The following is a 14,646-nucleotide window of genomic DNA, read 5'->3' as shown; positions in this document are numbered from 1 at the left end:
TCATTAAAAACATTTTTTGCCTCGACCTTGGGGTTTTTCGTAAGTCCTGATCTTAATAACTGCTGCGCCTGTAAACCGCCCATGACGCAGATCATCAAGTGCTTGATTGGCTTCACTTAATGGATACGTATGAACTTCTGTTTTAACAGGGATTTTCGGTGCAAGCGATAAAAATTCTTCACCATCTTTTCTGGTGAGATTGGCTACAGAACAAAGAACTCTCTCCCCCCAAAGGATATTATAGGGAAAACTGGGAATATCACTCATGTGAATTCCAGCACAGACTACTATCCCTCCTTTTCCTGTATTACGAAGCGCTAGCGGGATAAGTGCTCCTACGGGTGCAAAAATGATTGCAGCATCAAGAGGATAGGGCGCATCTTGATCTGAGTCTCCAGCCCATACTGCACCTAACTTATAGGCAAACTCTTGAGCTTGGTTATCACCAGGACTTGTAAAGACATAAACTGTTCGTCCTTGTTTTTTAGCTACTTGAATAAGAATATGTGCTGCTGCACCAAATCCATATAATCCCAAATGTTTGGCGTTATTTGTTTTCAATAAGGCCCGGTAACCAATTAATCCTGCACAAAATAGCGGAGCAGCTTGATCATCAGAATAACCATCAGGTATAGGAAAACAAAATCGCTGGTTAGCCACACAATATTCTGCAAAACCACCATCAATTTGATAACCAGTAAATCGAGCGTGGTCACAAAGATTTTCACGTCCTGATAGACAAAATGGACACTTTTCACAACTTCCACCTAACCACGGAACCCCAATCCGTTGTCCAATGACAAAATTGGTATTCAATGAACCTACTTTTGCAACCGTGCCAACAATTTGATGACCTGGAATCAGAGGTAGCTTGGGATTGTTTAATTCACCATCTAACACATGTAAATCAGTACGACAAATGCCACATGCATGAACTTTAATGAGTACTTCATTTTCTTGAGGTTCAGGTTTTTTTACTTCTTTATAGATTAACTTTTTGCCTGATTGTTCCATAACCATGGCATGCATCATAATATTTTCCTTAAATCGTATTGAACTATAAATTAAATGATATTTATTAAACTGTAGACTAAATTAAAAGTATTTTGACTTGACAAATTACTTTTGTATATCAAACTGTATTTGGTGTATTTGCAAACGTTAATGGAAATTAATTGGACGGAGTCGATAACATGAATGCGCTATTAAAATGGAAAAATGGTACCCCTATTTCAATTGAACATCCCCATAATCCTTTTTTAGGTCTTCAGCAGGAAGTTGATAAAGCATTTCATGATTTTTATGAAATGTTTGCACCAAGTAAAAGCCTGGATCAGTTCGAAAATCTTAATCTTATGCCATCAATGGATGTTGTTGAAGATAAAGATCACTTTACCATTCAGATGGAAATGCCTGGTATGGATGAAAAAGACATCAATGTGTCTATAAGTGGTAATTCGCTCACCATCACAGGCGAAAAATCAACTTCTAAAAAAAATGAAAAGAAAAAATATATTTCCCGAGAAATTAGTTACGGTAAATATGAGCGTTCACTTTCTTTACCTTCAACAATTGATGCAGACAAGGCGAAAGCAACTTTTAAAAAAGGAATGCTCTGGGTAGAATTACCTAAAAAAGCAGAAGCTAAAGGTAAATCTCGAGACGTTAAGATAGAAGCTGCGAAATAAATATACATGCCCCATGTTTTTTATTGTGGGGCAACTATTTTTCACGTTACAAATAACGACCACACAACCAAGTGGATTATGAATTTTTTATTATAACAGGCATACAGATGAGCTACATTGAAAATCATGTCTTTGATGAACTAACCATTGGTAAATCAGCAAGCTTAGTACGTACATTAACTCCGGAAGATATAGAGCTTTTTGCCATCATGTCGGGGGATGTAAATCCAGCGCATGTTGATGCAGAGTATGCTAAAAATGATATCTTTCATAAAATTATCGCTCACGGAATGTGGGGGGCATCGCTTTTATCTACTGTTTTAGGAACTGAGTTACCCGGACCTGGTACCATTTATCTAGAACAAACTTTAAAATTCGAACATCCCGTGACTTTGGGCGACACAATTACAATTACACTCGAAGTAGTGAAAAAAATACCGGAAAAACATATCGTTGAGCTTAATTGTAAGGGAGTTAATCAACTTGGTAAAACGGTGATTAGCGGCCTTGCAACGGTTATAGCGCCAACAACCAAAATAAAAAGAAAGTGTGTTGAATTACCTAAAGTGGAACTTAAACCTAAACAGGAGCATTGGTATCAGCGCTTGATTATGGCAAAAGATTCACTAAAACCACTTATAACTGCTGTGGTACACCCAGTGGATGTACTGTCACTTAAAGGAGCAATTGCTTCTGCCGAAGAGGGATTAATTACACCGATTCTAGTTGGCCCTAAACAGAAAATTCTTGCTGCCGCAAAAGAGGGTAATATTGATATTTCGGCTTATGAGCTTATTCCTACAGAACACAGCAATGAGGCTGCTGAAACAGCGGTAAAATTAGCAGCAACACAGAAAGTTGAAGCAATAATGAAAGGAAAACTTCATACAGAAGAGTTGATGAAACCAATCGTTTCCAAGGATAATGGATTACGAACGGGACGTCGTATGAGCCATGTATTTTCCCTTGAAGTTCCTAATTACCCCAAACCTATTTTTTTGACTGATGCCGCAATTAATCTATTTCCTAATCTCAAAGAAAAGTGTGACATTGTGCAAAATGCGATCGATCTATTTCACGCACTCGAGCTAGGTACACCTAACGTTGCAATTCTTTCTGCAGTTGAAACTGTAAATGAGAAAATTCCATCTACACTTGATGCTACGGCATTGTGTAAAATGGCTGAGCGCGGACAGATTACTGGGGGTATTTTAGATGGCCCATTAGCATTTGATAATGCTATTTCAATGGATTCAGCGCGTGAAAAAGGTATTTTTTCTCCTGTTGCTGGTAATGCAGATATCTTAGTTGTTCCTGACGTTGAATCAGGTAATATGCTTTATAAACAAATGACTTATTTATCAGGCATCGAAGCTGCAGGAATGGTATTGGGTGCTCATGTCCCCATTATTCTTACCAGCCGAGGTAGTGATGAGTTATCGCGAAAAGCATCATGTGTTATGGCTTTATTGTATGCACGAAGAAAAAAATAATGAAATTAAAACAAATTGATGAAGCTATCCTAGTGATTAATGCAGGTTCTTCCAGCATTAAATTCAGTCTTTTTATTTCTTCTTTAACTTTAATTTATCACGGCGAAATAGAAAGTATTCATGATAATCCTAAAATTGTGATTTCTAATGAACAACATGAACAAGTTGCTAATGAATCCATTTCATCACCGGGATATGAATCTGCATTAAGCTATTTATTTGAATGGCTCAAAAATTTGCCAACACGCTATTTTTTAAGAGCGGTTGGCCATCGAGTGGTTCATGGTGGACTTTATTTTCAAGCTCCAGCACTAATTAATACAGATTCCATTAAAAAACTAGCGTCTTTAAATCCTTTAGCGCCACTTCATCAACCACATAATGTGGCTATTATTGAAAGTATCTTGAAACTTTATCCTGAACTACCACAAGTTGCTTGTTTTGATACTTCATTTCATCAAACGCAAGATAAGCTGGCTACTCTTTTTGCTATACCCAGGGTATTAAGTGAAGAGGGCATTATTCGCTATGGCTTTCATGGTATTTCTTATGAATATATCGCTTCAGTTTTACCTGAGCAAATAAAAGATAAAAAAGTAATTGTTGCCCATCTTGGTAATGGAGCAAGCATGTGTGCCATGGAACATTGTAAAAGTGTTACAACCTCAATGGGATTCACTGCTTTAGATGGTTTAATGATGGGAACTCGCTGTGGCGTACTTGATCCAGGAGTAATTTTATATTTACTTCAGGAAAAGAAATTATCAATAGATGAGGTTAATACCATTCTATATAAGAAATCAGGCCTTTTGGGAGTTTCTGAAATCAGCAGTGACATGCGTGAACTTCAATCAAGCAAGGAAGCAAAGGCAATTGAGGCGGTTGATTTATTTTGTTATCGGGCAGCACGAGAGCTTTGTGCTTTAGCCAGTAGTTTACAGGGATGTGATGCAATTATTTTTACTGCCGGAATTGGTGAACATTCAGCGCCAGTGAGAAAAAAAATATGTGAACGTCTTGCTTGGTTGGGTGTTATATTGGATGAACATGCAAATCTAAAAAACGAGCCGGTGATTAGTCATCCTGATAGTAGAATCTTCATTGGTGTTATTCCTACAAATGAAGAGTATATGATTGCAAAGCATACATTGAATCTAGTGTCACATGCATAAACTATCTGGAGTTATTTATGATTCAGTTGTTTTTAAGGTTTCTTTTAGTTGTTTCAGGAGCAATCGCGAGCTGGTTTGTTGCACATGATGAACTGAGGTTTCCTATCGTTCAAATGGTAATTGCAGTTATTTTATTTACGCTTATGATAGGCATCATCGCTTTTTGGCCTGAATTAAAAAGTTGGTTAAAACGAGTACGCAAGAAGTATTAAGAGATAGGACAGATTTGAATTGGATTTGATCTTAATTTTTTAAAAAATACTCTGTCAAGACTGTTTTTAAATTTTTTCTCTGCTATTATATACGACCAATTTGTAAATCCCATCATCTCCCTATCCTGTGGATAACTTTTCTGGAGAAATTTTATATTTTCTTGTTTTTTTTCATTAAAAATTAATATAACCCTTATCCAGAGCCACGTCATTTTTTTTCATTGATATAATTAAAGTAAAGTTTATCCACAAAATCTGTGGATAACATTGTGAATAGTACTGTGAATTACTTGATAAATAAGCGCATTTTTGGTTGTCTCAAAATTAACCAATGAAAAGAGATTGTTATCCTTTACTAAAATACAGTAAAGCAGAACATAAACATGTTATTTTATTTTATGCAGCGCTATAATGGTGAGGTTAATTTGTACATCGTGGGTTTTGTCATAACAAATTACCATGACAAATATAAATTGCCTGTGGTACTCTCTAACATCTTGAAAAATGCAATCTTTTCCTAACGATTGCAACTGATAATTCAGGTTGATTTATAGATTTATTTGTTGAGAACATTTCATGAGAAGAGCAAAGTCCAAACTTAATCCTACCCCTCAAACTGCTCAAATTGATAATTTAAGCCATGAAGGAAAAGGTATTGCGCGTATTGATGGTAAAGCGACTTTTATTCAAGGTGCATTGCCGGGCGAACTTGTCGAGTTTCAATATACCAGGATAAAAAAAGATTTTGATGAGGGTGTCTTGCTTAAGGTTCATGAGCCATCTTCTTTACGTGTTGAGCCAAAATGTCCTCATTATTCGATGTGTGGTGGTTGTTCATTACAGCATATGAGTGCAGAAGAGCAAATTCATTTTAAACAAGAACAATTGCTCGATTTATTGTCACGATATGGCCATACTAAACCACAAATTGTGCTGGAACCTTTAGTTTCAGGGTACTGGAATTACCGGAATAAAGCTCGGCTAAGCGTTCGTTATGTAGAGAAAAAACAAGCTTCAATGGTTGGATTCAGGGAGCGTAGTAATCCTCGTTATATTGCTGAGATCACTCAATGTCCTGTTTTAAATGCAAAACTCGATGCCGATATTATTCCATTAAGACAATTGATTGACTCAATGCAAGACAAACATTGCATTGCACAAATTGAAGTGGCTGCAGGAGACGAGGAGATTGCTCTTATTTTCAGAAACTTAACTGATTTAAGTTTTGACGATGAGTTGAATATAAAAAAATTTGCGGAAGAATACCAATATACAATTTTTCTCCAGCCAGGTGGCCCAGACAGTGTCTATTGTTTTTATCCGTCTAAATCAAGTGAATACCTCACATATACATTGCCAGATTATCAAATTACTTTCTCATTTCATCCAACAGACTTTACCCAAGTAAATTCGGCATTAAATCGCTCTATGGTGTCACAAGCAATGCAGCTTATGGACTTAAAAAGTACAGATATAGTGCTAGACTTATTTTGTGGGCTGGGTAATTTTTCACTTCCAATGGCTAAGTTTTGTACCAAAGTTCTAGGTGTTGAAGGCAGTAAAAATATGGTTGAGAGAGCCTATATGAATGCAAAACTTAACCATATTCAGAATGTAGACTTTTATGCTGCAAATTTGGATGATGTAAATGAAGTAAAAAAGCTGGTTCAGCAACCTTGCAATAAAGTGTTGATTGACCCACCTCGATCTGGTGCACTTGAAATTGTGAAACAAATTGATTCAATTAATCCAGAGCGTATTGTATATGTATCATGTAATCCCGTAACATTAGCTCGTGATACAGATATATTAGTTAATCAAAAAGGCTATACGCTGATAAAAGCAGGGGTAATGGATATGTTTCCCCATACTGCTCATGTTGAATCAATCGCATTGTTTAAAAAGGATATAACTGATGGTTAGAGTAAAAGATACTGTCCCCTTGTGCGAAGATGGAAGCATCGATGTTGATTTGTGGCTTCATCAGTTAGGTGCAAAGGGTTATTTGGATAATCTTGAACTCATTCGTAGCGCATGTACTTTAAGTCAACTTGCAGGACAAGAACATGCTACAGAAACAGGACAATCTTGTTTGCAACAAGGATTGTCTATGGCCGATTTACTTGCAGATCTTGAGGTTGATCAAGAAACACTTGCAGCAGCAATTATTTTTGAAAACGTACACTATGCTGATCTGTCCATTGATGATGTTGTCGAGCAATTAGGTCCTAATATTGCTAAATTGGTCAAGGGCATAGAGCGCATGAGCGCAATGCACAGCTTTCAAGGATTAAACAAATACCCACAAAATAAACAACAAATTGATAACATTCGTAAAATGTTATTAGCCATGGTAGATGATGTTCGCGTTGTGTTAATTAAACTTGCAGAACGTCTATGCGTTTTAAGAACTGCAGGGCATTTATCTGAAGAATTACGCAAGCAATTAGCTACTGAAGCGATGGAGATTTATGCTCCTTTGGCCAACAGACTGGGAATTGGGGCAATTAAATGGGAAATGGAGGATATGGCTTTTCGTTATTTACATCCTGAGGAGTATAAAGCGATTGCCAAAGGCCTTAAAGCAAAACGGTTGGAACGAGATAGTTTTGTTGATGCTATTGTGGCTCAGTTGAATGAGCAGATTAAAGCAAATGGTATAGAACATTTTGCCGTTTATGGACGTTCAAAACATATCCATAGTATCTATAAAAAAATGACACGCAAGAATGTATCACTAGATGAAATTTATGATGCAACTGCAGTGCGAGTTCTTGTCGATACCCAGGCTCAATGTTATGAAGTCTTAGGTATGGTCCATACGCTATGGAAGCAAATTCCGGCTGAATTTGATGATTATATTATTAATCCTAAGCCTAATGGCTATCAATCGTTGCATACTGCTGTTAAAAGCACCGAAGGGAGGGTTTTTGAGGTGCAAATCAGAACATTTCTGATGCACGATTTGGCCGAAATGGGGGTTGCAGCGCATTGGAAGTATAAAGAAGGTGGCTTCAAACAAAAACAAAGCCACGAGCGTAAAATTGAATGGCTACGTGATGTATTAGCGTGGCATCGGGAAATGGCAAGCAATAAAGGTGTTCCCGAAAGTACTACTACAGAGTTTCTTGAAGATAGAGTTTATGTTTTTACTCCAGACGGAGATGTTCTTGATTTACCTCAAGGTGTAACATCTTTAGATTTTGCCTATCACGTCCATAGTGATTTGGGACACCGCTGTCGAGGTGCACGTGTTAATGGACACATTGTGCCATTGACTTATCAACTGAAAACAGGCGATAAGGTAGAGGTTTTGACTGGAAAAGAAAGAAAACCTTCTCGCGATTGGATCAACCCCCACTTAAATTATCTCAAAACCTCGCGCGCAAAAGCAAAAGTTTTGCATTGGTTTAAAATGCAAGATTATGATAGAAACATTCAAGATGGGCGTGAGCTGCTTGATAAAGAATTAAAATCTTTAGGAATAAAATCTGATAAACTTAATGAAGTTGCAACAGCACTCCATTTCAAAAAACTTGATGATCTTTATGCCAATTTGGGACGTGGCGATATTAAGATAGGTCAAATTGTTAGCAAGCTTGCTCCACCCATTACTTCAGAGCTCAATCTTGAACGATTTGTTAAACAACATGCCAAACCAGAAATTACTGGGAGTGATCTTCGTATCGAAGGCGTTGGGAATTTATTAACTTTTATGGCGCGTTGCTGTCAACCTGTACCAGGTGATCCAGTAATTGGTTATATCACTATAGGCCGAGGTGTATCAGTACATAGACAAGATTGTCCTAATATTATTCATGCCAGTGAACGACAAAAACAACGTTTCTTGCAAGTAAGTTGGGGAAGTGCTACCCGTGAAAACTATGTGGTTGATATTTTGATCAAAGCGTTTGATCGCTCCGAGCTTTTGAAAGACGTCACTTCGCTTCTTGCTAATGAAAAAGCACATGTTTATTCATTACAAACACAAAGCAATAAGCAAGAAAACATGGCTTATATTACTTTAACTGTAGATGTTGATGGACTAAGTAGTCTATCTCGACTACTAACAAAGCTAGAGCAAATTCCTAATGTGCTCGAAGCGAGAAGACAAATCTAATTGTAATCTATTGTCGCCTGGTATCGCTTCGGTGCACCAGGCTATCCTTATTTAAAAATAAACCCAGCAACAACAGCACGATGCTCACTTAATAAAACATTATAGGTACGACACGCTGCACCTATGGACATGCATTCTATACCTATTCGTTGCTCTGCAAACTGTTTCATAATTGACAGAGGCAGGAGTTTTCCGGTATGTTCATGGCCAATGATGATGATTTCCGGTTTAAATTGCGTTAATAAATTCATATAGTGTTCATCAATTCCTTGAATGTCTTTAATTGGCAGATCACTAATGATTTTTGTTTTAGAAACAATTAAACTGCTTTCATAAATAATGGAATTAATCTGAATTTTATTATCACTATAAGCTTGCACTGCATGTAGTTCTGCGGATTCTAAATTGATGTTCATGGTTTAGAGTGGTTCAATGAATTATATATGGCTGTAAGTATACTACAGAGGTCAATATTATGAGTCAATTTCCACGTATAAATCGTTTGCCACCTTATGTTTTTAATACATTAGCTCAATTAAAAACAGAGGCGCGAGCGCGTGGAGAGGATATTATTGATTTTGGTATGGGAAATCCTGATCAGCCAACTCCCCCACATATTGTAAATAAGTTAATCGAAGCGGTTCAAAGGCCAGATACTCATCGTTATTCCATGTCCAAAGGAATTCCAAGGCTAAGACGTTCTATGGCTTCCTGGTATCAACGCAACTATGATGTACAGTTAAATAGCGAAACACAAATATTAGCTACCATTGGTTCCAAAGAGGGACTAGCACATCTGGCATTAGCGATAAGTGGACCCGGGGATACGATTTTAGTTCCTGATCCAGCGTACCCCATTCATACTTATGGATTTATCATTGCTGGTGCTAACGTAAAACAGATTCCACTTATTAACGAAACTCAATTTTTAGCTTCAATAGAAGATACGATTAATCGTAGCTTGCCTAAGCCTAAAGCATTGGTAATTAATTTTCCGGCAAATCCAAGTACACATTGTGTGGATTATTCATTTTTTGAGCAAGTTATCGATTTAGCAAAAAAACATAAAATTTGGGTGATTCATGATTTAGCTTATGCTGATATTGTATTTGATGGGTATAAAGCGCCTTCAATTCTTCAAGTTCCAGGTGCTACAGATATAGCAATTGAAACTTATTCAATGTCTAAATCATATAATATGCCAGGTTGGCGCGTTGGGTTTGCTTGCGGAAATGAAGAGTTAGTTGCAGCACTTACTCGGATTAAATCTTATTTAGATTATGGTACGTTTACGCCAATCCAAGTCGCAGCTATTGCCGCATTAGATGGTCCTGATGAGTGTGTACATGAAATTAGAGAACTGTACGAAAAACGACGTAATATTCTTTGCGATGGCTTAAATGAAATTGGCTGGGAAGTTACTCGCCCTAAGGCAACTATGTTCGTTTGGGCGCCTATTCCCGCTCATTATCAACATATGGGTTCACTTGAATTCAGTAAATATTTATTAAAAGAAGCACATGTAGCTGTATCTCCCGGAATAGGTTTTGGTCAAGGGGGTGATGGTCATGTTCGTTTCGGTCTAATAGAAAATAAAGATCGTATGCGCCAGGCATTAAGAAATTTAAAAGCGTTGTTTCGCAGAGATGGACTGATTAAGGCCGAACAAATATGTATGTTGTAATTAACTCAGAATGTAGTTCGATTCCTGAGCGTGCCAAGCCACTCAATTCGGAAGGGAATGCATTACTCAATTTTTTGCTGTGTCTTGGCTATGATCCTATAGATCCACCATACGCTGACTTATTAAGACAATATCATAATTTGGAAGGTGAATGGGTTGTATTGACTCCGGTTTATTGGGAAGCTACGCATAATGACGCCATGATTGTTGCATTGGGTGGTGAGCTGCAACTCGAAGAACACGAGGCAAAATCATGGTTTGATTTATTCTCAGAATATCTGGCAGAGGAAGATGTCGTTCTTCATTACCATAATGCACAAACCTGGTTGCTCAATAATAAAAAATATTCATTACATGCAAAACCTCCGCATCATTTATTACATCAATCATTAATGCCCGAATTAGCACAATTGGATAATACGATGTATTGGCAAAGGTTTATCACTGAAAGCCAAATGCTTTTTGCATCCAAACCCAATCAATCCTTGGCTAATGGATTATGGACATGGAGTAGTGCAAAACTTAAGAATAAAATGCCGATCAAAATTTGTGTTGATGGCCATTTTGATTCATTAGCAAAAATATGTAGCACACAAGTTTCTTTATATAGCCCATCAATAACACTTAAGGATTATCAAATTTTATTGCTCACCGAGTTTTCTGTGCTCAGTGAGCAACATCAAAAAGAATTGAATGAAATGCCAATTCATTGGTATTGGAACAATGAGGCTTACTCTATAAGTGCTAATCGTTGGTATGTTCGTTTATGGAGAAAACTAATACATGCTTATTAAACAACGCCCCAAAGTATCAGACCCATTTGATTTACCTAATATTCCAGACGTATTGAAACGAATATTCGCAAACAGGGGAATTACTGAGCTTTCTCAGCTGGATAAACAACTCCAGGCTTTATTGCCTTTTGATAGCTTAATGGGAATAGATAAGGCATGCTTACGCTTGGAAAAAGCGTTACGTGAACAGCATAGGATTTTAATAATCGGTGATTTTGATGCCGATGGAGCGACCTCAACGGCACTTGCTATTACTGCGCTACGCTCAATGGGTGCTCAGTTTGTAGAGTATTTAGTTCCTAACCGTTTCGAGTTTGGTTATGGTTTGACACCGCAAATAGTTGAAGTGGCCAGCAAATGGAATCCCGCGTTGATTATTACTGTAGATAATGGAATTGCTAGTATTGAGGGTGTAGAAAGGGCGAATCAATTAGGTATCGATGTTTTAATCACAGATCATCATTTGCCTGCGGAAACTCTTCCAAAAGCTTATGCTATCGTGAATCCGAACCAGCGAGATTGTAAATTTCCTAGTAAATCGATTGCTGGAGTTGGAGTTATCTTTTATGTCATGCTGGCTCTGCGCAGACATTTGGTGAATACCAATTGGTTTCGTGAGATGAATATTACCGAGCCCAATATGGCGAGCTTTTTGGACTTAGTTGCTTTAGGGACAGTGGCTGATGTTGTAGGGCTGGATCAAAATAATCGTATTATGGTGAATCAAGGTCTATCAAGAATACGTCAAGGTCTCTGTCGAGCAGGGATTAAAGCTTTAATTGAAGTCTCTGGACGTGAATTTTCGCGACTTAGAGAGTCTGATTTGGGGTTTGCCATTGCTCCGAGACTCAATGCGGCCGGGCGATTGGACGATATGGCTTTGGGTATCGAATGTTTAATTACCACAGATCCGCAACAAGCTAGAAATTATTGCCAGCAATTAGATGAATTAAATGAAGAACGAAAGCAAATTGAAACGGAAATGAAAGAACAAGCAATGCTTGCGTTGGAAAAACTTGCTCTAAGTGCTGAGTACAACAGTACTCATTTACCTATAGCTTTGTGTCTTTTTGATAAGACCTGGCATCAAGGAGTCATTGGCATTTTAGCCGGACGAGTGAAAGAACGTTATCATCGTCCTGTTATTGCTTTTGCAGAAGTAAGTGACGATGAGTTGAAAGGATCAGCTCGTTCAGTTCCTGATTTAAATATTCGGGATGTATTGGCGGCAATAGATAAGGACCACCCTGGACTTATTAATAAGTTTGGTGGCCATGCTATGGCAGCTGGTCTGAGTATCCACCCGCGTTCCCTTAAAGCATTTCGAGAAGCCTTAATTTCTGAAGTGGGTAAGCACATTGATTTGTCGCAATGTGCAGGAGAGTTACTTACAGATGGTCCACTACAGCCAGAAGAGTTTAGTCTTGAGGTTGCTCAGTTAATCCAGCAGGCAGGTCCATGGGGGCAGCAATTTGCTGAGCCTGTTTTTGATAATGTCTTTGAAGTTTTAGATCAACGATTGGTTGGGAAAAATCATTTAAAAATGACTTTGGCGACAACACAAGGTGACCAACAAGTAGATGCGATTGCTTTTAATGTAGACTTAAAATCCTGGCCAAATCATAGAGTTAAATTTGTACACGCAGCTTATAAGTTGGATATCAATTTTTATCAAGGTCGAACACGGCTACAATTACTTATTCAAGCAATGAATGCTGTAAATCAAGAATAATTGTGAACATATAGCCTACGTGTACCCAGTATACTGATTCAGTTATATTTTTGTACAAACTTTTTTGGATCAGGTTATAATTGTCTCTTTTTTTAATTGAATAATAATAGTGTCTAACATTTTGCTATCACCTTTATCTATTGCCCCAATGATTGATTGGACTTACAGTCATTTTCGGGTTTTTATGCGTATTTTGGCGCCACATGCACTTCTGTATACAGAAATGCAAACTACTGGGGCGATACAAAATAATCCAGTACGCGCTTTGCAATTTAGTGAAAGAGAACATCCAATAGCACTTCAACTTGGAGGTTCAGACCCTAAGGCGTTAGCACAATGTGCTCAATATGCAGAGCAAGAGGGATATGACGAGGTTAATCTTAATCTGGGTTGTCCCAGTGATAAAGTTCAGGCAGGGCATTTTGGTGCGTGCTTAATGAGAGAGCCAAAACAAGTTGTCGCTTGTATCCAGGCCATGCTACAAGAGGCCACTATACCTGTTACCGCAAAAACAAGAATAGGCATAGATCATCAAGACAGTTATGAGTTTTTTAGTGATTTTGTACATCAATTGCTTGAGGCCGGAGTGCAAAAAGTTATTGTGCATGCTCGCAAGGCTTGGCTAAATGGTTTAAACCCCAAACAAAATCGAACAATACCGCCGATTAATTATGAATATGTTTATCGACTTAAGAAGGAAATACCCGACGTTCCGGTAGTGGTCAATGGTAATATATCGAATATAGAAGAGATCAATGACCATCTGCAATATGTTGAAGGAGTAATGCTTGGTCGTTTAGCATGTGATAACCCCTTTCAAATAGCAAAAATACATCAAGCACTTTATCCTGAAACTCAAACAAGCACGCGCAGCGAGGTATTTAATCGTTATTTGGATTATTTGTATGGAGAATACACTAAGGGAGTTTCCCTAAGTTTACTGATTAAGCCTGTATTTAATTTAGCTTTTGGATTACCTGGTGCCAGTCAATGGAAAAGAAAACTGATGCTTATTTTGCAGACTAAAAATCTTTCTTTGTTTCGAGAATTAGGTGAGTATTTACAGGAGATCGAGATGCATGCAGAGACTTCATAAAGTGAAGCTCGCTTGCATTATCATGATATATTGAGAGATATGCATTATTTCCTATTCGAAATATTGTATAATATGAAAAGGAATTGTGGAAAATCATATCGTGGTTGTCTGTTTCGCCAGAAACTTTTCTCATCACTAAGTTATATCATGAAGATTCTCTTAAATTATAAGGTATTCATGGTATTTTTCCCCAAATTTTAGTACATTAACAAATTTGTTATTTGAAATCTCCAGAGGATTATTTAGGCCATGCTGAATACGTTGATTAAGAAAATGTTTGGAAGCCGAAATGAGCGTACATTGCGGCGTATGGAAAAGGCAGTAATGGCAATCAATGCATTTGAACCCCAAATGAAAGCATTGACTGATGCTGAGTTGGCTGCAAAAACCCAACATTTTAAAGCACGTTTTGCGGAAGGTGAAAGCCTTGCTGAAATGTTGGCTGAGGCTTTTGCTACAGTAAGAGAGGCATCTATACGGACTTTGGGTTTGCGTCATTTTGATGTGCAATTAATTGGTGGAATGGTGTTGCATGAAGGTAATATTGCTGAAATGCGCACGGGGGAAGGTAAAACATTGGTAGCAACTTTGCCTGCATATTTAAATGCAATTACTGGCCATGGTGTACATGTTGTTACTGTGAATGATTATCTTG

The 14,646-nt window shown here is 37.7% G+C and carries 12 protein-coding genes and 1 pseudogene; 11 read left to right on the top strand and 2 right to left on the bottom strand.

From position 1 onward, the window contains the following. Window positions 1–3: 3 nt before the first annotated feature. Window positions 4–1,029, bottom strand: a complete 1,026-nt coding sequence (locus DGG96_RS17125; protein WP_110143797.1) for a zinc-dependent alcohol dehydrogenase family protein — start codon at window positions 1,027–1,029, stop codon at window positions 4–6. A 164-nt stretch (window positions 1,030–1,193) separates the two neighbouring features. On the opposite strand from DGG96_RS17125, the gene DGG96_RS17120 reads away from it, so the two are divergent. The 6 genes from DGG96_RS17120 (at window position 1,194) to relA (ending at window position 8,685) form a co-directional block, all read left to right on the top strand. Next, window positions 1,194–1,688, top strand: coding sequence for an Hsp20/alpha crystallin family protein (locus DGG96_RS17120; RefSeq protein ID WP_110143763.1), 495 nt, complete (start codon window positions 1,194–1,196; stop codon window positions 1,686–1,688). Window positions 1,689–1,795: 107 nt separating this feature from the next. Beyond that, the gene (locus DGG96_RS17115) at window positions 1,796–3,181 is read left to right on the top strand and encodes a bifunctional enoyl-CoA hydratase/phosphate acetyltransferase (RefSeq protein ID WP_110143762.1); all 1,386 of its coding nucleotides are present in this window, start codon (window positions 1,796–1,798) and stop codon (window positions 3,179–3,181) included. Continuing rightward, window positions 3,181–4,353 carry an acetate/propionate family kinase gene (locus DGG96_RS17110; RefSeq protein WP_110143761.1) on the top strand — a complete coding sequence of 391 codons (1,173 nt, stop codon included), beginning with the start codon at window positions 3,181–3,183 and terminating at the stop codon, window positions 4,351–4,353. The genes DGG96_RS17115 and DGG96_RS17110 overlap by 1 nt, the downstream gene beginning before the upstream one ends. Window positions 4,354–4,370: 17 nt before the next feature. Beyond that, window positions 4,371–4,565, top strand: coding sequence for a hypothetical protein (locus DGG96_RS17105; RefSeq protein ID WP_110143760.1), 195 nt, complete (start codon window positions 4,371–4,373; stop codon window positions 4,563–4,565). A 576-nt stretch (window positions 4,566–5,141) separates the two neighbouring features. Next, window positions 5,142–6,488 (top strand): 23S rRNA (uracil(1939)-C(5))-methyltransferase RlmD, encoded by a 1,347-nt coding sequence (gene rlmD / locus DGG96_RS17095; RefSeq protein WP_110143758.1) that lies wholly within the window; start codon window positions 5,142–5,144, stop codon window positions 6,486–6,488. Next, entirely contained in the window at window positions 6,481–8,685 is a 2,205-nt protein-coding gene (gene relA / locus DGG96_RS17090; protein ID WP_110143757.1) for a GTP diphosphokinase, read from the top strand. Before rlmD ends, relA begins: the two co-directional genes overlap by 8 nt. Window positions 8,686–8,732: 47 nt before the next feature. Here the strand turns inward: relA and DGG96_RS17085 are convergent, their stop codons facing one another. Continuing rightward, a complete protein-coding gene (locus tag DGG96_RS17085) occupies window positions 8,733–9,101 on the bottom strand; it encodes an Mth938-like domain-containing protein (RefSeq protein WP_110143756.1) in 369 nt (122 codons plus the stop codon). 59 nt (window positions 9,102–9,160) lie between these two features. Between DGG96_RS17085 and alaC the strand changes: the two genes are divergently transcribed. From alaC to secA, 5 genes and pseudogenes are all read left to right on the top strand, one after another. Continuing rightward, a complete protein-coding gene (alaC, locus tag DGG96_RS17080; RefSeq protein ID WP_110143755.1) occupies window positions 9,161–10,369 on the top strand; it encodes an alanine transaminase in 1,209 nt (402 codons plus the stop codon). After that, window positions 10,357–11,163 carry a hypothetical protein gene (locus tag DGG96_RS17075; protein ID WP_110143754.1) on the top strand — a complete coding sequence of 269 codons (807 nt, stop codon included), beginning with the start codon at window positions 10,357–10,359 and terminating at the stop codon, window positions 11,161–11,163. Before alaC ends, DGG96_RS17075 begins: the two co-directional genes overlap by 13 nt. Then, window positions 11,153–12,895 carry a single-stranded-DNA-specific exonuclease RecJ gene (gene recJ, locus DGG96_RS17070; RefSeq protein WP_110143753.1) on the top strand — a complete coding sequence of 581 codons (1,743 nt, stop codon included), beginning with the start codon at window positions 11,153–11,155 and terminating at the stop codon, window positions 12,893–12,895. Before DGG96_RS17075 ends, recJ begins: the two co-directional genes overlap by 11 nt. 109 nt (window positions 12,896–13,004) lie before the next feature. Continuing rightward, entirely contained in the window at window positions 13,005–13,991 is a 987-nt protein-coding gene (gene dusA / locus DGG96_RS17065) for a tRNA dihydrouridine(20/20a) synthase DusA (RefSeq protein WP_110143752.1), read from the top strand. 249 nt (window positions 13,992–14,240) lie between these two features. Then, a pseudogene (secA, locus tag DGG96_RS17060) lies at window positions 14,241–14,646 on the top strand (preprotein translocase subunit SecA); the annotation flags it as partial.

It is taken from the genome of Legionella qingyii (assembly GCF_003184185.1).
The sequence above is the reverse complement of the archived record's forward strand: the minus strand, read 5'-3'. Positions and strand labels throughout refer to the sequence as shown.

Bases quoted from the DNA above. Each gene is read 5' to 3' on its own strand.
- DGG96_RS17125 (WP_110143797.1), bottom strand. From the start codon at position 1,029: ATGCATGCCATGGTTATGGAACAATCAGGCAAAAAGTTAATCTATAAA.
- DGG96_RS17120 (WP_110143763.1), top strand. From the start codon at position 1,194: ATGAATGCGCTATTAAAATGGAAAAATGGTACCCCTATTTCAATTGAA.
- DGG96_RS17115 (WP_110143762.1), top strand. From the start codon at position 1,796: ATGAGCTACATTGAAAATCATGTCTTTGATGAACTAACCATTGGTAAA.
- DGG96_RS17110 (WP_110143761.1), top strand. From the start codon at position 3,181: ATGAAATTAAAACAAATTGATGAAGCTATCCTAGTGATTAATGCAGGT.
- DGG96_RS17105 (WP_110143760.1), top strand. From the start codon at position 4,371: ATGATTCAGTTGTTTTTAAGGTTTCTTTTAGTTGTTTCAGGAGCAATC.
- rlmD (WP_110143758.1), top strand. From the start codon at position 5,142: ATGAGAAGAGCAAAGTCCAAACTTAATCCTACCCCTCAAACTGCTCAA.
- relA (WP_110143757.1), top strand. From the start codon at position 6,481: ATGGTTAGAGTAAAAGATACTGTCCCCTTGTGCGAAGATGGAAGCATC.
- DGG96_RS17085 (WP_110143756.1), bottom strand. From the start codon at position 9,101: ATGAACATCAATTTAGAATCCGCAGAACTACATGCAGTGCAAGCTTAT.
- alaC (WP_110143755.1), top strand. From the start codon at position 9,161: ATGAGTCAATTTCCACGTATAAATCGTTTGCCACCTTATGTTTTTAAT.
- DGG96_RS17075 (WP_110143754.1), top strand. From the start codon at position 10,357: ATGTATGTTGTAATTAACTCAGAATGTAGTTCGATTCCTGAGCGTGCC.
- recJ (WP_110143753.1), top strand. From the start codon at position 11,153: ATGCTTATTAAACAACGCCCCAAAGTATCAGACCCATTTGATTTACCT.